The sequence below is a fragment of the Marinomonas mediterranea MMB-1 genome (genome assembly GCF_000192865.1).
Taxonomy (GTDB): Bacteria; Pseudomonadota; Gammaproteobacteria; order Pseudomonadales; family Marinomonadaceae; genus Marinomonas; species Marinomonas mediterranea.
The window spans coordinates 1,893,292-1,918,758 of sequence record NC_015276.1; the positions used below are offsets into that span (position 1 = coordinate 1,893,292).

The 25,467-nt window shown below is 43.4% G+C and carries 27 protein-coding genes; 14 read left to right on the forward strand and 13 right to left on the reverse strand.

Going from position 1 to position 25,467, the window contains the following annotated elements; all coding sequences use genetic code 11:
- Window positions 1-96: 96 nt before the first annotated feature.
- Window positions 97-1,665 (forward strand): EAL domain-containing protein, encoded by a 1,569-nt coding sequence (locus MARME_RS08625; RefSeq protein WP_013660868.1) that lies wholly within the window; start codon window positions 97-99, stop codon window positions 1,663-1,665.
- On the opposite strand, the gene MARME_RS08630 is transcribed toward MARME_RS08625, so the two are convergent.
- Window positions 1,615-2,244: a cache domain-containing protein gene (locus MARME_RS08630; RefSeq protein WP_013660869.1), complete on the reverse strand. Its 630-nt coding sequence runs from the start codon at window positions 2,242-2,244 to the stop codon at window positions 1,615-1,617. The two genes, MARME_RS08625 and MARME_RS08630, sit on opposite strands and share 51 nt — an antisense overlap.
- Before the next feature lie 187 nt (window positions 2,245-2,431).
- Window positions 2,432-3,577 (reverse strand): alpha-hydroxy acid oxidase, encoded by a 1,146-nt coding sequence (locus tag MARME_RS08635; RefSeq protein ID WP_013660870.1) that lies wholly within the window; start codon window positions 3,575-3,577, stop codon window positions 2,432-2,434.
- A 115-nt stretch (window positions 3,578-3,692) separates the two neighbouring features.
- On the opposite strand from MARME_RS08635, the gene MARME_RS08640 reads away from it, so the two are divergent.
- The 8 genes from MARME_RS08640 (at window position 3,693) to MARME_RS08675 (ending at window position 10,268) form a co-directional block, all read left to right on the forward strand.
- On the forward strand, window positions 3,693-4,592 hold the full coding sequence (locus MARME_RS08640; RefSeq protein WP_013660871.1) for a LysR family transcriptional regulator: 900 nt from the start codon (window positions 3,693-3,695) through the stop codon (window positions 4,590-4,592).
- A gap of 405 nt (window positions 4,593-4,997) precedes the next feature.
- Window positions 4,998-5,468, forward strand: coding sequence for a hypothetical protein (locus MARME_RS08645; RefSeq protein ID WP_013660872.1), 471 nt, complete (start codon window positions 4,998-5,000; stop codon window positions 5,466-5,468).
- A 125-nt stretch (window positions 5,469-5,593) separates the two neighbouring features.
- A complete protein-coding gene (locus MARME_RS08650; RefSeq protein ID WP_013660873.1) occupies window positions 5,594-6,205 on the forward strand; it encodes a MarC family protein in 612 nt (203 codons plus the stop codon).
- A gap of 153 nt (window positions 6,206-6,358) precedes the next feature.
- On the forward strand, window positions 6,359-6,760 hold the full coding sequence (locus tag MARME_RS08655) for a DUF1761 domain-containing protein (protein ID WP_013660874.1): 402 nt from the start codon (window positions 6,359-6,361) through the stop codon (window positions 6,758-6,760).
- A 57-nt stretch (window positions 6,761-6,817) separates the two neighbouring features.
- Complete coding sequence (locus MARME_RS08660) at window positions 6,818-7,921, forward strand: agmatine deiminase family protein (RefSeq protein ID WP_013660875.1); 1,104 nt, start codon at window positions 6,818-6,820, stop codon at window positions 7,919-7,921.
- A 128-nt stretch (window positions 7,922-8,049) separates the two neighbouring features.
- Entirely contained in the window at window positions 8,050-8,463 is a 414-nt protein-coding gene (locus MARME_RS08665) for a GFA family protein (protein ID WP_013660876.1), read from the forward strand.
- 296 nt (window positions 8,464-8,759) lie between these two features.
- Entirely contained in the window at window positions 8,760-9,248 is a 489-nt protein-coding gene (locus MARME_RS08670; protein WP_013660877.1) for a GNAT family N-acetyltransferase, read from the forward strand.
- Between the two features lie 189 nt (window positions 9,249-9,437).
- Window positions 9,438-10,268, forward strand: a complete 831-nt coding sequence (locus tag MARME_RS08675; protein ID WP_013660878.1) for a mechanosensitive ion channel family protein — start codon at window positions 9,438-9,440, stop codon at window positions 10,266-10,268.
- Between the two features lie 104 nt (window positions 10,269-10,372).
- On the opposite strand, the gene MARME_RS08680 is transcribed toward MARME_RS08675, so the two are convergent.
- The 8 genes from MARME_RS08680 to msrA form a co-directional block, all read right to left on the reverse strand.
- Window positions 10,373-11,497: an ABC transporter ATP-binding protein gene (locus tag MARME_RS08680; protein ID WP_013660879.1), complete on the reverse strand. Its 1,125-nt coding sequence runs from the start codon at window positions 11,495-11,497 to the stop codon at window positions 10,373-10,375.
- 25 nt (window positions 11,498-11,522) lie between these two features.
- Window positions 11,523-12,485 carry a carbohydrate ABC transporter permease gene (locus tag MARME_RS08685; protein WP_013660880.1) on the reverse strand — a complete coding sequence of 321 codons (963 nt, stop codon included), beginning with the start codon at window positions 12,483-12,485 and terminating at the stop codon, window positions 11,523-11,525.
- Window positions 12,486-12,489: 4 nt separating this feature from the next.
- Entirely contained in the window at window positions 12,490-13,356 is an 867-nt protein-coding gene (locus MARME_RS08690; protein WP_013660881.1) for a carbohydrate ABC transporter permease, read from the reverse strand.
- Window positions 13,357-13,497: 141 nt separating this feature from the next.
- The gene (locus MARME_RS08695; RefSeq protein ID WP_013660882.1) at window positions 13,498-14,838 is read right to left on the reverse strand and encodes an ABC transporter substrate-binding protein; all 1,341 of its coding nucleotides are present in this window, start codon (window positions 14,836-14,838) and stop codon (window positions 13,498-13,500) included.
- Window positions 14,839-14,913: 75 nt separating this feature from the next.
- Window positions 14,914-15,930 carry a LacI family DNA-binding transcriptional regulator gene (locus MARME_RS08700; RefSeq protein ID WP_013660883.1) on the reverse strand — a complete coding sequence of 339 codons (1,017 nt, stop codon included), beginning with the start codon at window positions 15,928-15,930 and terminating at the stop codon, window positions 14,914-14,916.
- A gap of 367 nt (window positions 15,931-16,297) precedes the next feature.
- A complete protein-coding gene (locus tag MARME_RS08705) occupies window positions 16,298-16,480 on the reverse strand; it encodes a DUF2986 domain-containing protein (protein ID WP_013660884.1) in 183 nt (60 codons plus the stop codon).
- Between the two features lie 170 nt (window positions 16,481-16,650).
- Window positions 16,651-17,175, reverse strand: coding sequence for a peroxiredoxin (locus tag MARME_RS08710; RefSeq protein ID WP_013660885.1), 525 nt, complete (start codon window positions 17,173-17,175; stop codon window positions 16,651-16,653).
- A gap of 226 nt (window positions 17,176-17,401) precedes the next feature.
- Window positions 17,402-18,031, reverse strand: a complete 630-nt coding sequence (gene msrA / locus MARME_RS08715; RefSeq protein WP_013660886.1) for a peptide-methionine (S)-S-oxide reductase MsrA — start codon at window positions 18,029-18,031, stop codon at window positions 17,402-17,404.
- A gap of 194 nt (window positions 18,032-18,225) precedes the next feature.
- Here msrA and yghU point away from each other — a divergent pair, with 194 nt between their 5' ends.
- Entirely contained in the window at window positions 18,226-19,113 is an 888-nt protein-coding gene (gene yghU, locus MARME_RS08720; RefSeq protein WP_013660887.1) for a glutathione-dependent disulfide-bond oxidoreductase, read from the forward strand.
- A 138-nt stretch (window positions 19,114-19,251) separates the two neighbouring features.
- Here the strand turns inward: yghU and MARME_RS08725 are convergent, their stop codons facing one another.
- Complete coding sequence (locus MARME_RS08725; RefSeq protein WP_317623679.1) at window positions 19,252-19,599, reverse strand: anthrone oxygenase family protein; 348 nt, start codon at window positions 19,597-19,599, stop codon at window positions 19,252-19,254.
- Between the two features lie 139 nt (window positions 19,600-19,738).
- Complete coding sequence (locus MARME_RS08730; RefSeq protein ID WP_013660889.1) at window positions 19,739-20,563, reverse strand: NmrA family NAD(P)-binding protein; 825 nt, start codon at window positions 20,561-20,563, stop codon at window positions 19,739-19,741.
- Window positions 20,564-20,708: 145 nt separating this feature from the next.
- On the opposite strand from MARME_RS08730, the gene MARME_RS08735 reads away from it, so the two are divergent.
- The 3 genes from MARME_RS08735 to MARME_RS08745 all read left to right on the forward strand — a co-directional run bounded on the left by MARME_RS08735 (window position 20,709) and on the right by MARME_RS08745 (window position 23,323).
- Complete coding sequence (locus MARME_RS08735; RefSeq protein WP_013660890.1) at window positions 20,709-21,710, forward strand: AraC family transcriptional regulator; 1,002 nt, start codon at window positions 20,709-20,711, stop codon at window positions 21,708-21,710.
- Window positions 21,711-21,827: 117 nt separating this feature from the next.
- Window positions 21,828-22,775 carry an IS30 family transposase gene (locus tag MARME_RS08740; protein WP_013660891.1) on the forward strand — a complete coding sequence of 316 codons (948 nt, stop codon included), beginning with the start codon at window positions 21,828-21,830 and terminating at the stop codon, window positions 22,773-22,775.
- A 95-nt stretch (window positions 22,776-22,870) separates the two neighbouring features.
- On the forward strand, window positions 22,871-23,323 hold the full coding sequence (locus tag MARME_RS08745; RefSeq protein WP_013660892.1) for a methyltransferase family protein: 453 nt from the start codon (window positions 22,871-22,873) through the stop codon (window positions 23,321-23,323).
- A gap of 41 nt (window positions 23,324-23,364) precedes the next feature.
- Here the strand turns inward: MARME_RS08745 and MARME_RS08750 are convergent, their stop codons facing one another.
- Window positions 23,365-24,366, reverse strand: a complete 1,002-nt coding sequence (locus MARME_RS08750) for an SDR family NAD(P)-dependent oxidoreductase (protein ID WP_013660893.1) — start codon at window positions 24,364-24,366, stop codon at window positions 23,365-23,367.
- A gap of 183 nt (window positions 24,367-24,549) precedes the next feature.
- Between MARME_RS08750 and MARME_RS08755 the strand changes: the two genes are divergently transcribed.
- Window positions 24,550-25,446, forward strand: coding sequence for a LysR family transcriptional regulator (locus MARME_RS08755; protein WP_013660894.1), 897 nt, complete (start codon window positions 24,550-24,552; stop codon window positions 25,444-25,446).
- The last annotated feature ends 21 nt before the right edge of the window (window positions 25,447-25,467 follow it).

Consider the following 25,467-nt stretch of genomic DNA (forward strand, 5'->3'; position numbering starts at 1 on the left):
CTGACCTAAATTGAGCAAAGTGACCGTGATGTTCGTATGCCAAGTGAAAACAATATCATTGCGTTTATAGCGAAGAATGAAAAGAGAAAAGGGAGCATGCTAGGCTATCTCTCTTTTTTGGTTTTTTTCGTATGTTTCGCGTTTATCGTGGTGCATTTCGCTATCATTCGTTACGACTTTCCTGAGCTAGAGAAACATTCAGAGCTTAATTTTGAAAAGCTCGAGCGCTTGGCGTTTCAAGTGAAACGCGGCGCAAAAAAGTTGCAAGATTCCGGTGCTACCCCCTGCACTCGCAGCGAACTGTTTGTGAAAAGCGACATTCTAAAGCAGTATTACTTTATCGGTGATATCGGACGTGTGAGTGAGGGTAAGTTAAACTGCTCACTAATGACAGGAAGGCAACGAGGGTTAGAAGTCCCTGATGTTTTAACGAATGGAACGGACCAAATTCGAGTTAAAACGTTCGATGCGGAAAGAAATAAAGTGCTTTATAGCAATTTTGCTTTTGTGAAAAACGATTTAGTGTTTTTTACATCAAAATCATTTATCCGAGACCTTAGTAGTCAAAATACACTTAAAAACAGCATTGGCTCAATCATTCATAGCAGGGAAGGCGCAGTCTATCTATATTTTGGTGATGTTGATAGGCGAAGCTTTACAGACGAAATAGATCACCAGAATGCTCTGAGCGACTATTTACCGGTTAGGGGGAAAAAGTTGGCCATTTCTCGCTGTAGCGTTTATGTGGATGTATGCCTTACTTCGATCGATACAGACTTAGGTATTTTTCGCGCATCTGAGACCTTTGTCTTATCATTTGGCTCATTTAGCGCTTTATTTGGCTCTCTTCTATTTTACTTTTTTGTCCTTTTACGTTCAGGTGCACGTGGGTTGGCATCTGACATTAAGTGGGCGATAAAGCGAGAAAAAATCTACAATGTTTACCAGCCTTTGTTTCATTTAGACAATGAAGCGTTATCGGGTGTAGAGGTGCTTGCGCGATGGGAGAGTCGCAGGTGCGGGCAAGTTCCACCTGATATTTTTATTCCGTTCTGCGAAACTCAAGAATATATCTTAGACCTCACAAAGGTAGTTGTCTCAAAAGCGTTTATGGAGCTTGAGGATCGTTTGACGTCTGACACGAACTTCACCGTATCAATTAATGTGTCTGCCTCAGTATTAACAGATAAGAGATTTTTAGAGTTTCTAATGTTGGAGGTAAAGAAGTACGAGTTTGGCTATGATCAAGTGATATTAGAGCTAACAGAACGCAGTTCCACACCTGAGCGATCGCTTATCCAGTCGTGTGCGTCGTTTCATGAATTAGGTGTTAAGTTGTCATTAGATGATTTTGGTACAGGCCATTCGAACCTTTCTTGGTTGACGCTATTAAACCCCAACGAAGTTAAAATCGATAAGATGTTTACTCAAGCCAATGGCGATCAATCGCCTAAAGGTTTTGCTTTTGAAGGCATTGTTTCGATGTTGAGTGGGATGCAAAGTGCTCGTGTTGTCTACGAGGGTATAGAGACGGAAGAGCAAAGGGCGCGTTTACTAGGGAAGCTCCCAAATGCGCTTGGTCAAGGGTGGTATTTTGCCAAACCTATGCCGATCTCAGAGTACCGACTTTGGGTTTCGAATAGAGAGTTTGAAAATAAGTGCTAACGATACCAAGTCCAGCAAGACAATAAGTAAGCCAACCCAAATCATAATCGAGTTTTTGAGCTTCGAGATATCACTTTCGTATAAATAACTGCCATAGCCAATAATCCAGCCCCATTTATCGATGAATACAATCGCGTTCACCTTCTGTTCAATGTTTTCCGTGACGGGGTTAATGTTGTCCAGTGTCTCAAAAATAATATCCTTGCCTTCAAGCGCTTTTGTATGACGAATATAGGATCTCTGAAACGAGCCAATTACCTCAGGTTTTACGTGAACTCGGGCAACGGCTAAGTCATCATTTGCCCATACATACAGGTCTTTAAAGTGAGATTTTGATAAATAGTCGATGACTTGATTCTCAAGCTCCATTTGAGGTGTGCCAAGTTGTTCGCCTTCTTCTATTGTTCGTTCAATAAACGCTTTGCTCATGTAGGCGGCATTTTGTGTTTCTTGTTTTTTAAAGTCCAAATACGCTCGTTCTAACGTTTCTGTTATTTGGTCGTTTACAACCAATAAAAGCAGAACATTCACGACGCCTAACATTAGAACTTGAGAGACTTTAAATTTATTAAAAATCATCTTGTCGCCTATTTATATCCATGTGTATATCACTATAAACATTATGGTCATGTTTTTATAGCAAACAGATCGGTTATTGCTGAAATCATAGGCGTGTCCTTGTGTACGCCTACAATGTTCTAAAAGATAGACTATCTAAAGATAGACAGTCTAAAGATAGGTGATTTTAAGAATAGAAGAAAGGTTGCTAGCGAAATCTGAGGTTCGCACGCGTTAGTTGATCCACTGAGGTTTTTCCCATCAGTTTCATATCGCGCTCTAGTTCCGAACGCATGAGCCCCAACGCTCTTTCTACGCCGGGTTGGCCCGCCGCCGCAAGCGGATAAAGATACATCCGGCCAATCCCAACAGCTTTAGCACCCAGCGACAGCGCCTTAAGAACGTGCGTCCCGCGCTGGACGCCACTGTCGAGAATAACGTCTATTTCATCTCCTACTTCGTCAACGATTTCTTCAAGTTGATCAAAAGAGCTTCGAGAGCCGTCTAGTTGACGCCCACCATGATTAGAAATGACGATTCCGGTACAGCCTATATCAACGGCTCGTCGTGCGTCTTCTCGGCTCATTATGCCTTTCAAGCAGAACTGACCATCCCAAAATTTCACCATTTCAGCGACATCATCCCAGTTCATTGAAGGGTCCAGCATGTTGGTAAAGTAATCGCCAATTGAGGTTGCTCCGCCGTCCATATCGATGTGCTCGGCGAGTTGCGGCAGACTAAACTTTTCGTGAGTGACGTAATTGATGCCCCACATTGGTTTTATGGCGAATTGCAGCATGCCATTTAACGTCAGGCGAAATGGAATCGAGAACCCAGTGCGTAAATCGCGCTCTCTATTGCCCCCTGTGATGGAATCGACCGTGAGCATCATTACTTGAATACCAGACGCTTTGGCACGCTCCATCATGACGCGATTTAAGCCTCGGTCTTTGTGAAAGTAGAACTGGTATACCTGAGGGGTGTCCACTTGTTTAGCAATGTCTTCCATGCTGACTGTCCCAAGAGACGACACACCAAACATGGTGCCGTACTTTTCGGCTGCTGCGGCAACCGCGCGTTCGCCTTGATGATGGAAAAGTCGCTGCAACGCCGTGGGTGAGCAATAAACTGGCATATCGAGTTTTTGACCCATAACGGTTACCGACAGATCAACGTCTTTCACTCCTGTCAGCACGTTAGGCACTAAATCACACGTCTCAAACGCACTGGTGTTTCTGCGGTATGTACTTTCGTCATCGGACCCGCCGTCAATATAATTGAAAATAGGGCTGGGTAATCGTTTTTTTGCTAACTCGCGAAAATCCTGAAAATTATGGCAGTCTGTTAGTCTCATTATCATTCCTAGGTCGAAAACCGAGTTGTTTTTCATTTTTCTAGGATAAAAGGGTTTCTAGTCTTAATAAATATGACATAAACTAAAAAACTATTTCCAAAAACGACGTAATAAAATGAATGCTTCAGATTTAACGCTGTTTGCGTATGTTGCCGATACAGGATCGTTTAATAAGGCTGCTGAGGTTGCGGGTATTTCAACACCGTCGCTCAGCAAGAAAATAAGTAAACTGGAGAAAAGTCTAGGCGCTCAACTTATTCACCGGACGACTCGACGTTTGAGTCTGACAGAAGCCGGAGAAAGTCTATATGTGCACGCGAAAAACATCGAAGAGCAGGTAAATGATGCGGTCGCGTCGGTTTCTAACGCCAGCCGCGGGTTGTCGGGGACGATAAAAATGTCGGTGCCTACGATTTCTGGCGAGCTGTTATTGTCTGAAGCGATTGCTGAGTTTTGTCATCAACACCCTGATATTTCAGTTGATATGAGATTAGACAATGGCTTTGCGAACCTGATCGAAGAGGGGCTTGATTTGGCCATTAGGACGGGAATTCTCGAAGACTCTAGCCTCATTGCTAAGCCTCTCATTCAATCCAATTGGATTGTGTGCTGTTCACCAGACTATATAAACAAGTATGGTGAACCTGAGACACCGGATGACCTTAAGACGCATAATTGTCTTGCATACACGTATCAGGCGAAAGGGTCATATGATTGGCGTTTTACCCATCAAGGAGAAGAATTAACCGTTCGAATTTCGGGAAGTATCGCGACGAATAATGCGCAAGCGCTGAGGAAAGCCGCGTTAGCTGGCTTTGGCATTGTTTATGTGCCTCGTTGCTGCGTGTATGAGGATTTGGTCGCAGGGAAATTAACGGCAATTTTAACTGACTACCAGCCCCGACAGCTTGGAGTTTATGCTATTTACCCGTATTCGAAGTACTTACCTCAAAAGTTACGCTTATTGATTGAACACATCAAACAAGCCTATCTTGATAAACAAGATTATTTTTAGAATGCCTGTAATGAGGGCACTGTTGAAAGGTCGATGGCTGCTCCTCATTTTCCTGCTTATAGAAACTCTGCATGATTACTGTGTGCTTCAATAACGCATAAAAGCGGTGTTAGACCTCTGCGTCGGCCTAGCATTTACGTTCATGTAAGTGTCGGCTTCTTTGTCTATTTTTGCCTTATCCTGGCTTCGCTCGTGACGTCGTACCAAGCTCCCTCTTAGAATGAGTATTTATTGAACATGTTTTCGTATTATCTGTTATCTTTACCCTCATCTCTGGTTTAATATACGTCTGATCGATTTGCAGGTTGCTCATACGTCTAGGCGCAAAAGAGCTAGGTATAAAAGAGCTAGGTGTTAAATAATGACATACGAAGAACAACAATCTGAATTAGGGAATAATCAAATATGCTGAACACACCAAAAATCGCTGCTTTTTTGTTGGCGAGTTTCGCTTCACCGTTACTACTTGCTGCTCAACCAAATATAAATGAGATGCAAGGGTGCCAAGGCGTTATTGATTTCGTTGAACATAAGGTCGATGGTGCAGCTGATCTTTATGACGACCAAGACCTGGCAACGGTTAAAAAAGGACTAGTAGCGTACGACCAATTTATTCAAAAAACGGTCGTTTCTCCGGGTTTATTGGCGTTTAACAATGGCGATCAAGGCAAAGCGGACGCAATGCAGAAGCAGGTAGATGCGTATAAAGCGTCACTGGTAAATAACCTCAATAGTCGATACCCCGGTTCAAAGTTGGTAACGGATTACGCTGTTGCAGTTAATGACTGCGCAAAGAAAGCCGTTCCTCAAGGGGATGACCTTGAAGCGCTTAAGCAATCGCTTGAAACCTTAGTAAAGCTCGCTCAACAAGGGTAGGTGTTGCTGAACGTCTTTAATGAGCAGACGGACTTGCTCATTACGACCTTATTTCAAGCTTCACTTGTTACTTGTATATACATATAATGCTCGCCCTTTTTTAACGACACGTTTAGTTTCATAACATGATTTCTGATTTTTCGATTTTATCTGCCGCGCTGCTGTTTTTGTTTGTTATCGACCCTTTTGGCAATATTCCAATATTGCTTTCGGTTATGAAAGGTGTTCCCCAAAAACGCCAAGTACAGATTGTTATTCGAGATGGCTTTGTCGGGTTGGCAATCTTGATGTTTTTTCTGTTTTTCGGCGCTGAGTTTTTAAAACTGCTTCATCTGGAAACAGAATCGATCTCCATTGCAGGCGGTGTTGTGCTCTTCGTGATTGCGCTGAAAATGATTTTTCCAAGCGTTGCTAAACCCGATTCAGGTCCTGCGATGGAACCCTTTATTGTTCCTATTTCCATACCGATGTTAGCGGGACCTTCTACCTTAGCGACGTTATTGGTGATGGTTAAAAGCTATCCTGAAAGTACCAATAATCTATTAATAGCCGTGGTCGCTGCATGGGGTATTTCTGTCGCCATCTTAGCGATGGCTCCTTTGTTAAATCGACTTTTAAAAGAAAAAGGCCTTGCCGCTCTTGAGCGCTTGATGGGAATGTTACTCCTGATGATGGCGGTTCAAATGCTTGTGAATGGCGTAAGGAGCTTATTTACTCATACACTGGCATCGTTGTAGTTACTAGGCTGTTCTCTTGTGCAAATGGGGCGAGCTATCAAGGTTTAATGTCCCGTTTTGAGTCGATTGTTTGTTGATAATCGCAGTAGCTGCGTTACTGTATTACTCTTAAATTTTCGGATTTCTGTTCACTGTAAAATGAGGTGTTGCTCTATGGAATTATTGTCCGTTCAAATAATAGATATATTAGCAGCTTCTGTAACAGGGATGATTTTAGGTGCTTTGTGGTACAGTCCAATAGCATTCGGCCCTAGATGGATGGCCAGCATCGGTAAAACGCCAGAAAATATAGGCAATCAAACTTTACCCATGATAGGCAGTATCGTTGCCTGTATTCTTAGTGCTTTCGGTGTATCTTTTCTTTCTGAAAATCTCGACATTTCAAGTGTGACAGAGGCAGTAATTTTAGGTTTTGTGTTGGTTTTTCTGATTATTTTTCCCGCGTTGCTTTCGGATAATTTGTTTTGTGGCTGGGGGAAGGCGCTGTTACTCATCCAAGCGGGCTACCGTCTTGTGACAATCATGCTCATGTCCATCGTAATCTACCTTGTGTAAACTGATGCTTAACATTGGGCGATTATTCTTTGTCTTATTCTTGAGGAGATAAACACCGTGGCCACTCGACGCACAGTCATTAAATCACTTAGCTTTTTAGCAGCATCCACTGTACTTGGAGGAGCGAAAGGGGCTTTTGCTGTGTCCAAGGGTGAAGAAATTTGGGTTATGCCAGATGAAAGTGATCCGCACCTGCGTACATGGATGGCTTTTGGAGCGAGTCGAGATATTTGGGGCCACGAGCTTTTGTTTGAGGTTCAACGTAACTTGGCGACCATTGCTTTGAGCATTGCTCAGTATGAGCCTGTCTCAATGTTGGTTCGTCAATCAGACTTGGCACTGGCTCGACGATTAATGGGGAACAAGGTTGATCTCATCGTTAGTCCTCTTGATGATTTATGGATTCGTGATTCAGGGCCTGTTTTCGTCGTCACAAAGAGTGGCGACAAGGCCGCCGTTGATTTTAATTTTAACGGCTGGGGCGATAAGCAAGATTATGAACATGACGCAAAGGTCGCTGCGTTTGTTGCGAGAAACGCTGATGTGCCTCGTATCCTGACGGATTTAGTTCTTGAAGGCGGCGGGATTGAGGTCGATGGACACGGAACGGCCATCATAACAGAGAGTTGTGTGCTCAATGAAAATCGCAACCCCGGTGTAAGCAAGCGTGAATGCGAACAAGAACTGAAGCGTTTACTTGGATTGAACAAGATCATTTGGTTGCCCGGCATTAAAGGCAAAGACATTACTGATGGGCACACTGATTTTTATGCTCGTTTCGCTCGTCCTGGGGTGGTTGTGGTGGGATACGATCCAGATCCTTATTCGTTTGATCACGCTGTTACCAAGCGGCATTTGGAAATCCTACGTAAAGCGACGGATGCAAAAGGTCGCAAACTGGAGATTATTACATTAGAAGCACCGACAAGGATCCGTGAAGAGTATGCTAGTGACGATTTTGCTGCAGGTTACATCAATTACTACGTTTGTAATGGTGCGGTGATTGCTCCTGAATTTGGTGATCCACGAACGGATGCCGCAGCAAAACGCCAACTTCAAAAAGCGTTTCCTGAACGAGATGTTATCCAGATCAACATCGACGCTATAGCGGCGGGAGGCGGAGGCATTCATTGTACGACTCAACAAGAGCCAAGGGTTTGATGGCCGCTCCGTTAAGAGTGTGGTTTTCAATAAAATAAAAAGGCTTCGATTGGCTCTGCCAACAGTGAGGTTGTCACAATTATGGCAAATAGTTACTATTTCTATATAGACATTGAGGAGGGACTGCGATGAAAGGTCATGGTAAATGCATGTGTGGTTTGGTTGCTTTAGAAGTTGAGTACGCCAGTAGCGAAGTTGCTGCATGCCACTGTAGCATGTGTCGCAACTGGGGAGGCGGACCAATGCTAGCGATTGACTGTGCCGATTCTGTAAAAATATCAGACGAGAGCAGTGTCACTCGTTATGCATCATCAGAATGGGCTGAGAGAGGCTTTTGTAGCAAATGTGGAACTCACCTATTTTACTTCCTTAAACCCGCCAATCAGTACCATCTTCCTATTGGTTTACTGCAAACGGATAACAAATTTACTTTTACTCATCAAATATTCATTGACGAGAAGCCTGAGTATTACGAGTTCAAAAACGAAACTCATAATATGACGGGTGCAGAAGTCTTCGCTTATTTTGAAGCAGAAGATTGAACCACCAATAGACGAATTTAGATCAAGCTCAATCGGAAATTTACATCACAATGAAGTAAGTGTGTGATGTAAATTCTTTTAGTAAAATCCTCGAATTGATACAAGTAACTCACTCTAAGCTTATTAATCGTGATCACGGTTTACCTGCGAATTGCCGTGAAGTGATAGAGACAACAAGACAGCCGTGTTACTGTATAACATAATGAAAGAGCGCTTGTATTGAGGCGTCAAATAGATTCGTTCATGTCACATTTCATTTCTTGATTCTTATTTTCGTAATTCCAGAGGTAGAAGAGATGCTTAGGCTGATAACAGAGCAAGATTTCAAAGAATTTTGGCCGGTTTTTCAATCCATTGTTGCCGCTCAGGAAACCTATGCGTTTGATCCCGAGATGCGTTTCGAGGATGGGTATTCGCTGTGGTGTGTTTCACCTATTAAGACATTTGTGTTTGAGGGTGAAGACGGCTCGATTTTGGGTTCTTACTATATAAAAGCAAACGCAATGGGGCCAAGTAACCACATTTGTAATTGCGGGTACATGGTTAGCGAAAATGCTCGAGGGCAAGGTCTAGCGCGAAAAATGTGTGAACATTCGCAAAATATCGCGTTAGAGCTTGGGTTCGAGGCCATGCAATTTAACTCTGTGGTTTCGACAAATGAGGTAGCAGTGAAGCTTTGGCAAAAGATGGGATTCGAGATTATTGGAACGATTCCAAAAGCCTATCGGCATAAGCGTCTAGGTTATGTCGACAGCTATGTGATGCATAAGCCTTTGGCTCGATAGTACTTGAAAGTACGTTAAAGGTCATGAAATTACTAGAGTGTTCAATTTAGATATATATTTTTACATTTGGTCAACTTTAACTGTAAGAGAGTTCTGTTAAGGTGTGGTCTCTTAAAGCAATATTCGTATTAAAGCGATATTCGTGATGGTAAGAATGTAGGACTAAGTAAATACAAAAAGGGTAAAGACATGAAGGATCTTATGGAAGGGGTAGATATAAACCAATATTTGCCAACTGCGATTGATTGGGCTACGAACGTATTGCTTGCGATCGTCATATTATTGGTGGGTATGTGGATTGCCGGCAGAGTCAATGCGCTTGTAGTCGGCGTGAGTAAGAAACACGATAAGCTTGACGATACGTTATTTCGCTTTTTAGGCAGTGTTGCGCGTTATGTTGTTATGGCGTTTGTTCTTATCGCTGTATTGAATCGATTTGGCGTGCAAACGGCGTCGATCGTCGCGCTGTTAGGTGCAGCAAGTTTAGCCGTTGGCTTAGCATTGCAGGGCGCGATGTCGAATTTGGCTGCGGGTGTTATGCTGTTGATTTTTAGACCTTATAAAGTCGGTGATTTTATCGATGCAGCGGGTAGATTCGGTAAAGTGACTGAAATCGACCTGTTTACCACCGTGCTTCAGACGTTTGATAATCAGCAAATTATTGTGCCGAACAGTCAAATTTGGGGCGACCAGATTATCAATCACTCGCATCACCCTGTGCGTGGTGTGGATATGCGATTTGGTGTGGCGTATGGCGAGAATACCGATGCGGCGCGTGCGGTGATCGAGGAAGTGTTGTCTTCTCATCCGCATATCTTAAAAGATCCAAAGCCATTTGTAGAAGTTGAAACCTTAAATGACAGCTCAGTCGATTTTCTTGTACGACCGTTCTGTAAGGGAGAGTATTACTTCGATATTCTCTACACAGTGCCAGAACAAATTAAGAAAGCATTGGATGACAATAATATCGAAATCCCATTCCCGCATCGTAAAGTAATCGTCGTGAATGAGAATGCGTAGATAGACATTTTTCTATTCTAATGTCTATTTTAATAGCCACATGACGCGACGATTGGCGTAGCAATACTTGATCAGATCTGCGAGTGCAGTCAGTATTCCTTCGTCTAATCATCGCTTTTCTCTATTTCGCCAGGGTTAAGCAGAACGCCTTCTATACTGGTATCGAAAAGCAACACCCTGTTGAAATCGACGGTCAGAGAAATGTGGTCATGTCGTTGATTGTTTGAACGAAGATCCAGCCGAGCTTTTGCGTCCTCCCCACCCAGTTTAAAGAGAATCTCTTTATCGAATCCTAGATTTTCGACTAAATCAATGTGGATGTTGTCGAATTCAAATACGTTGTCGCTCGGCGTGGTCAGCGAGCTGTCTTCAAAAAAGTCGGGGCGAATGCCGACAAGCACTGATTCGTGTTTTGCGAGCGTTTCGAGGTCAATGTTTGCTACTTTGGAGGCGGGAATCCGGTATTGGTCAATGAGCAGATCGCTTCCCTTTACTGAGGCCTCTATCAAGTTCATGGCTGGCGAACCGATGAACGTCGCGACGAAGGTATTGGTGGGTTGTAAGTAGATTTCCATAGGAGAGCCTACTTGCTCAACAATGCCGTCCCGCATGACAACCACACGATCCCCCAGCGTCATTGCTTCAATTTGATCGTGCGTGACATAAATGGCTGTCATGTTGTATAGATGTTGAATTCGCGCGATTTCCGTTCGCATATGATGTCTAAGTTTTGCATCGAGATTGGACAATGGCTCGTCGAATAGATACACATCTGCGTCTCTAGCAAGCGCTCGACCCATGGCGACGCGTTGTCGCTGTCCGCCTGATAAATCGGCAGGCTTTCTGTCTAAATAGGGCTCAAGCTTCAGCATTTCCGATACATCGGCAAGCTTGTTTTGGATGGTTTGCGCATCTGCCCCCGATTTCTTTAATCCAAATACGATGTTTTCTCTCACAGACATGTGTGGGTATAGTGCGTAGTTTTGGAACACCATCGCAATATTGCGTTTGTGTGGCGGTAAGTCGTTTACGGGCCGACCGCCGACATGAATATCACCTTGGGTGATGTCTTCAAGCCCCGCCACCATTCTTAGAGTCGTGCTTTTCCCGCAACCGCTAGGACCGACGAGTACGACAAATTCACCGTCTTGAACTTCCAAATTGAGGCTCTTAACAATCGGCAAGGTACCGTAGGATTTATTCACGTTTCTTAAAATAACCGAACTCATAGTGTTTCCCTTTTTATTATCATGGTTAGCCCTTCACGCCGCCTTCTGTTAACCCACCCGACAAATGTCGATTTGCCAGCATAAAACAAATAATGACGGGCAAGAGTGTTAGCATGGAGGCGGCCATAATGCGGTCCCAAATTGCATTTTTCGAGGTAAACAAGGTCTGCAAGGCGAGTGGTAAGGTATGAAAGTCCTGATATTGCTTAAGAAAGACGGAGGCAAACAAGTACTCATTCCAAGCAATAACAAAACAGTAGATAAATACGGTAAACAGCATTGGTTTTGAAAGCGGCATAATGATGCGCCAAAATGCTTCCACGCGTGAACAACCGTCCATCATGGCCGCTTCCTCTAATGAAAAGGGAATGGTTCGGAAGTAGTTTCCGAGCATGTACATCGCGACTGGAAGTGTTTGTATTAAATAAATAAGGAATAAGCTTAAGAGAGTTCCTCCAACACTCGAGGCTAAGCCGACGCTAACGCTCATTTGATAGAGGGGCACCATGAGTAAGACACCACCGACCATGTAAACAAATAGAACGCCGTTCGCCATGACCGATTGTCCGGGAAACCTGAGTCGCGCAATGGCATAGGCTGCTAATGATGCTAGAAAGGTTGCACACACGCCGGTAACAAGAGAGATAACGAAGGTGTTGAGCATATAGCGACCAAATGAAAAGACATCACCACCGGAAGTAAATTTTGCAAGAAGCGCCTGCCTTTTCGTTTCTGACAAAGCAGGGTTATCGAGAAGCCGCTGAATACTGGCTGGGACCTCTATTTCTTTGGGAGGCATAAGACCTAGCAGTTCTTTATAAGCATCAAGGTGTAGAACTTTAGGAATAAGCGATGGGTTTCCCCAATCGATAGGGTGTTTCAAAGACGTCGACAATATTTGTAGAAAGGGAAAGATGCAAAAGACCACTAAAAAAATGACAAGGGCATAGAGAATAAAGGATTGCAGTTTTGTTCGTTTGTTCATCATAACTTCACCACTTCAAAACTTTGCGAACATACAGCCAAATAAGACCGACGAGCACGAGCAGTTGAATAACGGATATCGCGGCGGCAATGCCTTGATCGACGAGTCCAGCGAACGCTTGGTAATAGGTGAAAATGGGCAATGTTTCGACGTTTGGAGCCAGTAAATACACATCTTCAAAGCGATTTAAGTTCCAGATGACGCGCAGTAATACGACGGTCGCAATCACGAATCTAAGTTCAGGAAGTGTTACGTGCCAGAAACGTCCCCATGCGTTTTGCCCATCAATGGCTGCGGCCTCATACAGGTCTTTTGGAACACTTTGTAACTTCGCAAGGAATAAGAGGTAGGCAATCGGGAAGTGTTTCCATATGTCAAAGACGATGACAACAAAGAGCGCAGAGTCGGGGTTACCAATGAGATTATCACGAGTGTCGGTTAGTCCAAGAACATCGACAACCATATGATTGTATATCCCGTTGACCGGATCAAAGATAAACTGCCATCCGAATACAACACTGATAACGGGGGCGAAGTAGGGCAGTAAAATTAACCCTCGTGCGAGGTTTCTAAACCGAAAGTCTTGATTCATCAAGATAGCAGCGGCTAAACCAAGGATGGTTGTTCCGATCACCGTGCCAATTAGATAGACAATGGAAATACCAACAGAGTGATAATATCTTGGGTTGCTCAATAGGTTTGTGTAGTTATCAAGACCAACGAAGGTTCGGTTACCATTTAGCTGGACATCAAAAAAGCTTAAATACACGTTAAAGGCAATTGGGTATATGACAAGTAAGGCAATAATCCCAACCGCTGGTGCCACTAGTTTTAAGCCAAGTTGCGATTCACTTTTTTTCAACAACGACGACATGTCCGTTTCCTAAAACAAGCTAGAGATCAATAAGTGACGGCGCTTTTGGTTTCAGACGCGCTTCGTGCCAAGTGCTCTTGACAAGAAAACAGCTCGCCGTCACTTTCACTAAATGAATGCGGGGGTGGTTTAACCTTTTGGTTATTTCGCTATGATCGCTTTCATTTCTTGCTCCGCTTCATCCAATGCTGCTTGCGGTGCTTCGTTTTCGATGGCGACGCTATACAGCATTCTTGGGATAACAGATTTAGCAAAAATTTCGCCGGATTCTGGGAAGGTTTTGCCTTTGACCACGGAGAATGAGCGTATGTCGTCAAACCCAGAAACGATTTTTTTCATCTTGTCTGCGCCGTACAGTTTGAAAACGCCATTAGGGTCATCCAAATACGCTGGATCTTCTGCTATACCTTTTAGCATGGGGTTCATACCGCCCGGAGCCATATGTAAAAAGGTGATATAACTCGCGGGATCATACATAAACTCGATGAAATCTTTGGTTGCATCGGATTGCGTCATGTCCGAGGTTTTTAATGCGACGAGCCCGGATAACGTTCCGTAAGATGCGGCGCTTTTATGGCTGATGATGGGCGCGAAAGCAGTATTTTTAACAAGGTTGGGGTCAAAGGTACCGCCACTGAGTTCCTTGAAATTTTCAGAGGTGAGTGAGCCTTTTGCCACTTCGGCAAGTGCAAGATCATCCATTATGTAGGTTGAATAGAAGAACATGCCCATTTTGCCTTGTAGATAATAATCTCTAGCTCGCCAGTTCTGAGGCCCTGGTGGGTTGTATTGGGATAACGTCTTATAGAATTCGATCGTTTCTAACGTCGCTGGGCTGTTAAAGATAAGGCTTCCTTTTTCATCAAATTCAGCGGCATTATTTGAAAGCGCTAATTGTGTGAAGACTTGTTCAGTATAGCTGTCCTGCTTAGTACCAATTAAAATACCGTACTGGTTGTTTGCTTTGTCGGTTAATGCTTTTGCAGCTGCTTCGATGTTTTCCCAACTGTTCGGCGCGGCTAGGCCTTTTTCATCAAACCAGTCTTTACGATACCAAATGCCTTGAATCCAGCCATGGTATGGAAGCCCGTAATACTGATCATCAGGGGAGGTTAGTGTGGTTAAAGCACCTTTATGAAAGCGTTCTTTACCAATATCTGCTACGACGGAATCATGGACTTTAGTATTGACGATACCTTCTTCGCCCAATGCCATGATGATTTCAGAGTTCACTTCGACCAGTTGGGGCGTGGTGCCTGCAGCGACTGCGGCGGCCATTTGAGTTGCCATCTCGTTCTCATCGACTGGCACTATGTTTACCGTAACCCCGTCGTTTAGCGCCTCAAAAGTGCTCGCGAGCAATTCGATCGTTTGCATTCTGTCGGTTTGAGTTTGAGCGGTCCAAAACTCCACCGTCGTTGCGTTAGCAAGCTGACTAAACAACAAGCCACCTGAAATGATGAGAGCTGTTTGATTCTTCATTTTGTCTTCCCCGTCCTATTTTTTGTTTTTAATGGGTTTCCATGACTTTCAAAAAGGGCGCTAACGATCATTACCCTAATACGACTTAAAAGGGCTAGAAAACCCTGAGGCCACAACACCAGGAGTAAGTGTCTCCTGAAGTTCTTCAATTGCAACACCCTTGATGCGAGACACCATCATGGTTGCCAACTTTTCTCCTATTTGAGCCGGAGGTGCTGGCTGTATGCTGGTAATACCCATGCTGGAGGTCAGCTCATCAATTGGCGTATCGCAACCTATAATCGCTATTTTTCGACCGACAGTTTGCAGCCTCATCACCGCTAATGCTGCCGCTTTTGCCGCTGTACTCGTTAAGCAAATAAGCGCCGTGATTGTGGGTTTGCGTATCAACAGCTCTGCGCATGCGAGATAATTTTCTTCTTCGTCGAAACTGACTTCTATTAAATCTTGCTTTGTTAGATTGAGATTCTTTTCAGCGGCAAGCTCGAATATTCCTCGTAATCTTTCTTTTGCAAAAAAGTATCGCTCGTTAACCGAAACAATGCCGATGCATGCACGTTGGTTTTCGTTTAGTGTTTCGACACTCATTCTACCGACGGCATAATTATCGAGATCTAACCAAGCAAAGCGCTTGTTGTTTTCTATCCGCCCGTAGCAAACAAACGGAATGTCCAATTTTAATAATCGGTGAACCTTGGCATCGTTTACCTTGGTACGAAGCAAAATAAAGCCGTCTTGGTCACCGGTTTTTATCAAACGTTCGAACTCACTCAACTCCAATCGACCAGAATCAATGACGACAATCTTGAGAATATAATCTTGTTCCTCAAGAATTCGTCGTGTGCCGGATAACACTTTTGACAGTGTTGCATCAATATACTGTGCATCCTGACTCGGCAATACGGCGGTAATGATGCGTTTTGCTTGAACCCAATGGGCTGAATCAGCACCTTTGAGTTTATATCCTTGTTTGGCCGCCTCTTTTAGTACGCGCCTTTTTGTCCGTGGACTGATATCTGGGTAGTCGTTCAGTGCACGCGACACCGTCGATACAGACAGATCCAGCTGAGTTGCTATCTCTTTAATAGACATCGTGTCTTGTTATTACACTCTTAACATTATTATTCTTATCACTGTCTATCATTTGAGCGTATTTTTAAAGCTCAATCTGTGTATTTATTGATCATTGTCTATCGACGTTAGAGCCGAAAAAGTTTCGATGCAACTTTTTTTTATTGCGCTTTTTTAGGGCGTTTTCGATGTGGGTTTTAAGTCTGTTTTTCAGTCTAGTAGACGAGAAAGTAGGCTTCGAGAGTCGAAGCAGTGATTAAGAGAAGAAAGTTAGGATATCAAAGAAGGCTGATATCCTTTTGAAGACGATAAGCCAAGCGGCTTTTGACGCAGCGAGCAATATTTGGAATGAACGCCTAGATTAAAAGCGGCGATGGGCGCAATCGCGTTATGATTCGATTGTTTCAGTAGAAGACGTGTCGATTGTTGTCGTTTCCGTCGCTTGATCGTCAAGCGCCGCACGATCCGCCTTTGATATGTATTTTGGCTTTGCTTTTTTCGGGTTGGCCTTAAGGTTGGCACGTTTGGCTTTCTTAGTAAGAATGCCTTTGATTTTTTTACGACGGTTCATAGATATCCAACTGGTAGTTTGAATGTCTATTATATAACTGATTGCGGTAAGGTTGTAGCGCGCTAAGCACCTACTTTAATTAGATTTTAAGCCTTAATCTTGAAATCAGCATTCATGAAAGCCTGAACGGGTTGTTCAGGCTTTCATGAATGCTGATTTTGCTCTCTACGTTAGCGAGCTTTTAAATAGTTTAAAACAGTGTCAGCATCCGATACTTCAAATGGGTCTTCAGGAGCATTATCTTGATACCCAGCTTCTGAGAACATTTTTTTGATCTCGCCGTTCTCAACGTGCATGGCATAACGCCAGCTGCGCATACCGAATCCTAAATTGTCTTTCTTAACTAACATACCCATTTGGCGAGTGAAGTCACCGTTTCCATCGGGTAGTAAGAAGACATTTTGTGCGTTTTGACTTTTGCCCCACTGAAACATCACGAATGCGTCATTGACCGAAATACAAATAACGGCGTCGATACCTTGGCCTTTGAACTCTTCGTATAATTCTTCGTAACGTGGTAGGTGCGACGTTGAGCAAGTTGGTGTAAAGGCACCTGGTAAAGAGAAAACAACCACATTTTTATCTTTGAATAAATCGTCAGTCGTTACGTCTTTCCACTCAAATGGGTTTGGGCCACCTAAAGCTTCATTACGAATACGTGTTTTAAACACGACATGTGGTACGTTGGTAATCATTTTGTATCCCTTATACTAAGATGAGATCTTTGCGCGACCACTGTGCTCTCCAAGACAGTGTTAAAAAGACTCAAAGTGGTCATTTACAACTCATAAACGCGGCTTTGTCGTCTATTTCTGCCTCGTCTTGACTCGCGATTTCGTGCAAAGCTCTCAAGATGAATCATTTTTTGTTCAGCAGCGTTTTTGCATTCCGCGCTTCGCAAAGATTAGCATAGCATTTAAATCAATTGTGATGTGATTTGCTCGCAATCTCTCCCCATAATGTTTTTATCCGGCTGTCTCTTCCGCAACTCGAACGATAGAAGCGATATCGCAAAGGGTTTTTCGTGTAATAATCTTGATGGTAATCCTCTGCGAGATAAAAAGTACTAGCAGGTAGTAATTGTGTGACGATTTCATCTGCGAAGGGTTTTGTTTTATTTATGTGTGCCAAAGAGGCTTCAAATAAGCTTTTTTGTTGGGTATTTTGATAAAACATCGCGGTCTTGTATGGGCTGCCTTTATCGCAAAACTGCCCATGAGGGTCGGTCGGATCAATGGTCTTCCAGAAGTAGTTTGAGAGCGTTTCGAGTGACACAACGGAATCCTCAAAGGTGATCTTTACGGCTTCAAAGTGGCCTGTTTTTTTTGCCGCGACTTGTCTGTAGCTGGGGGACTCTGTGTGTCCGCCGGTATAACCTGATACCACGTCCAGTACGCCGTTTACTTTCTCAAAATCGGATTCGACACACCAAAAGCAGCCTCCAGCGACGATCATGGACTGAACATCCGCGTTTGCGGGAACCGATAAAAGTGAGGCACTTGCTATCGTGCCCAATAACAAGGTGGCGTTGATCTTATTTTTCAGTTTCATGTTGGATCCTAAATTATGCAAAAAAGGCGAATCTCGGTACGATTTCCGAACAACGCTTGTTAAGTTCGATAGTCGTCCCATATAACTATTTATACGAACTATCTATACGAACTATCTATAAATGCTATCTATAGGAAATAAGACGTAACATGATCGAGATTTGTTACGATCAAATTTAAATTTGAGGGTGCAACATGAGCCGTGATTCCAATACAGAAGTTAAAAACGACGACTATGTACCGCCTAAAGTGTGGACGTGGGAGGCTGAGAGCGGTGGGAAATTTGCAAGTACGAATCGACCCACAGCAGGCGCGACGCATGAAAAAACGCTACCCGCCGGAGTGCACCCATTTCAGTTGCACTCGCTAGCGACGCCGAATGGGCAAAAAGTCACCATAATGCTTGAAGAGTTACTTGCCGCGGGCGTATCAGAAGCAGAATACGATGCGTACTTGATCAATATAGGGGAAGGTGATCAGTTTTCTTCTGGTTTTGTTGAAATCAATCCGAATTCTAAAATCCCTGCAATGTTAGATACAACCACGACGCCGGCCACGCGCTTGTTTGAATCCGCCTCCATCCTTCAGTACTTGTCAGAAAAGTTTGGCCTGTTGGAGCCAAAAGACCCCGCTGGAAAAGCGGAGTGTCGCAATTGGTTGTTCTGGCAAATGGGGTCTGCGCCATACTTAGGAGGTGGCTTTGGTCATTTTTATGCGTATGCGCCAACTAAGCAGCAGTACCCGATAGATCGTTTTACGATGGAAACGAAGCGCCAGTTAGACGTTCTGGATAAGCACTTGGCCGAGAATAACTATATGGCTGGCGATGACTATTCCATTGCTGATATTGCTATTTGGCCTTGGTACGGAAACCTTGTACTTGGCAACTTATACGATGCGGCGGAGTTTCTGAATGTCGAAAGCTATATGCACGTGATGCGTTGGGCGAAGGAAATTGAACAACGTCCAGCGGTTCAGCGTGGACGTATTGTTAACCGACCGTTTGGCGAAGCTTGGGAGCAAGTGATTGAGCGTCATTCGGCCGAAGACATTGATAAAGTCATGGCCCTTAAGCCAGAGTGATAAGCATTATGAGGCCCCGCGAGACGGTCTCATTAGGTATTTCAAAGTACAAAAGGGCACGTTTATCCGACCAACGTGCCCTTTCTATTTCTAAGTATTTTCTATTCAAAGTAATTTTTCTTCTAAATATTTTCGATTTTAAATATAGGTCCATCCTATGAGTAGCATCAGTGCGGATAGGGTGCAGGCTAGGGTTCTGACTAGGTTCCATTTTCCCCAGTCTGATTGATACGTCCGCCAATAGTGTTTTAGTTGTTCCTCGTCATCCTTATATGACAGCAACCGGTTATTGAGCGGTACGTTAAAGATAGCTGTGCAGACAAACATACCTATTAGGTAAGCCATATTTGCGGTGATTAAGAGCGCACTAGGCATTGCTGGTGGTGCTAAACTCATCCATAAGGCCAATAAAGTATGACCGAGTGTCGAGCCGAAAAATAGCGGCATAAATGCGGATTTCAAGACAACTTCGTTGATGCGAATCATAGCCTTCGCTCCCTCAAGGGGAGAGAGGGAGCGAAGAGAGCGCATTATAAAACTCGAAAACGCAAAATAAACGCCGGCCATGATGCCCGTTATTATGGTTAGGACGATGAGGTAATAGTGAAGCATACGTAGTGACCTATTAGTTCCAGACACCGGATTTGGCTGTGTTCACTACATAGTCCTTGAAAGAAGAGGGTTTTCGTTTAAGTACTCTTTCCACTCCGTTCGTAGTGTGTACATTTCGACCGTCTAATACTTCAGTGAAGAGTTCTTTTAATAGCCAAAGCATTCCCTCGGGCATCCCTTGCTCAGACGCGCCTTTTAGATAGGAGTCAATGTCGACGGGAATGTATTGAATCGATGTATTTATTGTTTTATTTATTTCATCAACACACTCTTGAAATGAGATTGCGGTTGGCCCCGTGACTTCTATTAGTTGGTTACGAAACGCGGTGGTAGTCATTAATTCGAAAACAACATCTGCGATATCGTCAACGTCAATGAAGGGCTCGGGTACCTCTGTTTTAGGCAAAACGAGCTGTCCAGATAAGACTCCATCGAGCATAAAGCTTTCGCTAAAGTTTTGCATAAACCAGCTAGCTCGAACGATGTTCCAAGAAAGCCCCGAAGACTGAACAATCTTTTCCGCTTTTTCTGCGCCTTCTTCACCACGCCCTGACAACAGAATGAGATGTTTTATTCCCTCATGTTTGGCGACATCAACCAGTTGCTCGATACACGTGTCTGCACCTGGTATGGCTAGGTCTGGTTGAAACGTAATGTAGAGCGCATCGACTCCTTCTAGAGCTTGATTCCATGTACTACTAGGTTGTGTCCAGTCAAATGGAATATCAGTATTTCTAGACAGCGCTCTTGCTATGTATCCAGCTTGATGTAAACGTTGGTTTACGCGTACACCTGTTTTCCCACTTGCTCCAATGATGGCGTATTGATGTTGTTTCATGTTGTGTCTCCACTGATTGTTTGTTTAATGTATGTACAGTGTGACGGATTAAATTCGTTCGTTTAATGCCTATTTGTCTTATATACTTTGCAGATTATCTAAATTGTGCTTATTTTAGAATCAGAGTATTTGGGAATATGTCGTTATGATGAGTTCAGCTACTAATGGTTTTTCGTCCTCGAATCGCCTTCATATAAAGTCAGAACATAAGAGTCGCAGTATACCTGCGTCGACTGATTTGTTGGGCGAAGCTCTCTATCAACTGCGACTCGATGGCAGTTTGTATTGCCAGTCTGAGTTAACCGCACCTTGGGGGATTCAAATGCCTGAGTTTGAGGGCAACATGATGTTCCATATCGTTACCCATGGCGAATGTTTGCTTAAGGTGGAAGGCGCTGCAGAAGTCTTACTCAAAGCGGGTAGTTTTGTCTTGCTACCACACGGAAAAGGGCATTGCATTCTATCACCTGACGCGTCTGAGGTTGTTCCCTTGTTTGACATTGAGGTCGAGCAACTTAATGAACGTTATGAAATTATGAAACATGGTGAAGGAGGGGCGTTAACACGATTGACCTGTGGTGTGGTAAGTTTTAACCATGTTATCGGTGCTCGGTTGTTGTCTCAATTACCGTCTATTATTCATTTGGAAGAGATGAGTTTGGCGCAAAACGTTTGGTTGCAGAGTACGCTTTCTTTTATTGCGGCTGAGGCTGAGCAGGCAAAGGTGGGAGGCGAAACGATTATGTCTCATTTAGCCGATATTCTTGTTATTCAGGCGATCAGACATTGGATCATAGGATCTAAAGAGGCCGAACAAGGCTGGTTAGGAGCACTACGTGACCCAAAAATTGGTAAAGCACTTAAGGCTGTACATCGATCTCCCGCTGAGCCTTGGTCTGTCGAATCTTTAGCGAGTGAGGCTGGGATGTCTCGTTCGGGCTTTTCCGCTCGATTTACTCAGGTTGTCGGTGTGTCGGTAAAGCAATATCTCACTGAGTGGCGAATGAATATTGCAAAATCAAAGTTAAAGAACACCGCGATCACATTAGGGGAGCTATCTGAGTCGTTGGGTTATCAGTCTGAAGCGGCGTTTTCTCGTGCTTATAAGCGTATTATGGGCGTATCTCCGATACGACATAATCACTAGTGAAGGCTCTTTCTCCTAAATTCAGATAATAAGTGCGACACTGCAAGACAGGTGTAGAAGAAGCCAACTGCTGAAGTTGGTACACTTCTTTTCACCACAAAAACAAGCAGTACAAACATGAATTATCAGCAGTTGACCGAAGGGAAACGATACCAGATTTCCGCTCTTTTAGAACAAAAAATGTCAGTGCCCAATATAGCCAATGCCATTAAGTGTCATAAAGCCACGGTTTATCGTGAATTAAAGCGTAACAGGCAAGCAAAACGCTATTGCCCTAAGGAAGCACACACTCTTTGTCTAACAAGACGAAAGAGGTCTGCAAAGTATCGAATACCAACAAAAACGATCAATTATATACGGACTCTTATTGAGTTTGACTGGAGTCCAGAGCAAGTCTTTAATGTATTGAGGCTATGTGGCGTTCCAGTCAGTCATGAGTGGATTTATCAGTACATTCATGATGATAAAAGGCTCAAAGGAACACTTTACCGACACTTAAGACAGGGTCATAAGCGCTATCGGAAAGGCAAACGAACAAAAGATGACGTCATAAAGAACGCTGTATCCATAGAAGAGCGTCCTGATATTGTCGATACGCGAAAACGTTTTGGGGATTGGGAGATAGACACGGTTTTAGGTAAAAGTGGAACAGGCTTGATTGTCACTCTACTTGAGCGAACGACGCATTTTTACTTGATAAAGAAAGTGAATTCAAAATCTGCCATAGATGTTACCCAAGCGACAATAGAGTTGTTAATGCCCTTTAAAGATCACGTGCATACGATTACAGCAGATAACGGTAGAGAGTTTGCTCATCATGCGACGATTGAAGAAGCGCTGGATACAAAAGTCTATTTTGCCCACCCTTATAGTTCTTGGGAGCGTGGCGCGAACGAAAACAGTAACGGCCTTTTAAGGCAATATGTGCGGAAAGGAACAGATTTAAGAGAGATTGAAGATGGCGTCATTCACTGGGCGATGACACGTATCAATTATCGTCCAAGAAAGTGTTTAGAGTTCAAGCAGCCAGCAGTCGTATTTAAAGAGATGTGCTTAGCGGCTTGAAATGAAAAGTGTCGCACTTCGAACTTGAATTCAGGCTGATGTTTTATTATCGTCTCTAATGAGTAATAGATCGCTTTTCTAAACGGAAGTAAACTATGTTAAATCTAAAAATTCCACCCGTGGTTGTGTTACTGTTTTTATTGAGTTTTATGTATCTCGCCAATCAAAATCTTATTAATCAAGCAAATGATGTCACCCGTGGGGCAGGTGCGGTTATACTTTTGCTGAGTGTTGTAGTAGCCGCAAGTGCTGTAATGACATTTAGGCGTCATAAAACAACCGTTAATCCACATAAAATTGAAAATGCGAGCGCACTGGTTACTTCTGGTGTGTTTAAGTTTTCTCGTAATCCTATGTATCTGGCAATGGCGCTTGTTTTATTTGGCATCAGTGTGTGTTTTGGTGTGCTGGTGGTTGGTGTGGTGACGACCGCAGTATTTATTTTGTATATAACTCAATTTCAAATAAAACCAGAAGAACGAATGCTCCAGAGAAAGTTCGGAAGCGAGTATAAAGACTATTGCAATACAGTAAGACGGTGGATCTAATTCCGTCTTACTGTATTGCAAGGCTGCCTTATAAGGCTATTTTAATCGTTTAGCGCTCCGAGACTTCTCAGGGTCTTTTCGACCGCAATTTCAATGGGAGTGTGAGGTTCTTCTCCTAATTTCTTTCTAAGTTTGTTATTTTCCATTTTGATTGGTTGCGCCCATAAGTATTTCATTTCCAAGAGTTCTTTTGCCGTGGTGTTAAAGAGAGCTGCTAACCAAACAAGCCACCATGGAAAAGGTGCAATTTTTGGTTTTTTTCCTGATTTTTCATGAATAATTTTTTGAATTGTATTAACCATAAGTGTGCCATCTGGATCCCAAATACCTTTCATGTGATAGACGGCATATGGCTCAAGTTCATGTCGCTTTTTGATCATAGATATCATTGTTTGAGCGACATCTGGCAAGTAGGCCCATTGATGACCCACATTTTTACTGCTGGGATTGTAAATGGATTTAACGGCTTTATTGGGATTGATCAGTCCTTGTGAAAACCAGTTATTTTTGGCATAAGGGCCATAAAAATCGCCCGCTCGGATTAGGATGACGCTTCCGCCGTCATTTGCAAAGCGTTTTAATTCCTGTTCCATCTCTGCTCTAAGCGATCCTTTTTTTGTTATCGGATGTTGAGGTGTTGATTCAGAAATATTGGGCAACACATCATTGGGTAACACATCCGGACCGTAGTTGTATATTGAGCCAGGAAATACGACGGTGGCTCGCTGTTTTTTGGCCGCATTTATACTGTTTTTTATCATAGGAATGACGAATTTTTCCCACTTTTTATAACCCGGTGGATTGACTGCATGGACGATAACACAACATCCTTCTGCGGCTCTTAAAACATCTTCAGAATTCATTGCATCGCCTTTAATCCAGATGATGTGTTTTGTTTTGAGATTTATTTCTTTAGAAACGAGTTCTGGTGAACGGTGTAGCGCGATTACGTTCCAGTTTTGCTCTAATAATTGCCGAGCGACTTCGCTTCCGATGCCGCCTGTTATACCTAGTATAAGTACTTGGTTTTTTATGTTGGTCATATTGCCTCCAGAGAATATGTGTTTGGGTCTGAAGGAATGTTAGAGACTAACGGTGTTGTTTTAAATTGTTTAATATGATGTTGCTACTATACATAAACGTATAGGTATATTCGCTTTAAGCCGATTAACAGGGTTGAAGTTTGTTAATTAAATGATCAACTGTATTAAACGGGACAGAAGTTAATGAAGAAACGAATCGGTTGGGAGTTGTATCGTTCATTTTTGGCTGTTTTGCAGGAGGGCTCACTGTCTGCTGCGGCGCGTGCAACTGGATCAACCCAGCCCACTTTAGGGCGACATATTGATGAGCTAGAAACCCATGTAGGTTATTCGTTGTTTATTCGTACGCAAAGTGGATTAGTACCTACTGAGCGTGCTGTTTCTCTTGAAAAACTTGCTTTGGATATGTCGCACCTCGCACAGACCTTCGAGCGAGTAGCGCTATCAAATGAAGACGGTATTATAAACGGTACGGTGAGGCTAACAACCTCCGATATTGTAGGTGTTGAAGTATTACCTGCTGTATTAAGTGAGTTTCAAAAAGATAACCCTAAAATAGAGATTGAACTCGTGTTGTCTGATATGCCACAAGATTTATTGAATCGGGAAGCAGACATCGCGGTAAGGATGTTTAGACCAAAACAAAGCCAACTGATTGCACGAAAGGTCGGCACATGTAAGTTTGGTTTTTGTGCGAGCAAACGATATATTGAAAACCACGCGCTACCAAAAACGGCTGAAGAACTACGGCAGCATCCATTAATTGGTTATGACAAAGAAACAGACTTTATCCGACGCAATACACGTGACCTTGGTTTTGATGTCGACCGCAGTGTGTTCAATTATCGAGCTGACAGTAATATTGTTCAGCTTGCTTTAATAAGGGCTGGGCTTGGTATAGGGATTTGTCAGCTTGCCGTTATTAAATACGATAACAATTTAATACCTATACTGGAGGGGGCCATCAAATTAGAGCTTGATGTCTGGGTAACCATGCATGAAGACTTGAGGAATAACCCATTGTATAAGGCAGTGTTTGATGCCTTGGTGCTTAATCTGAAAAAGGTGTATCCAGATTAAGCACCACCTTGGCGAGGTTTG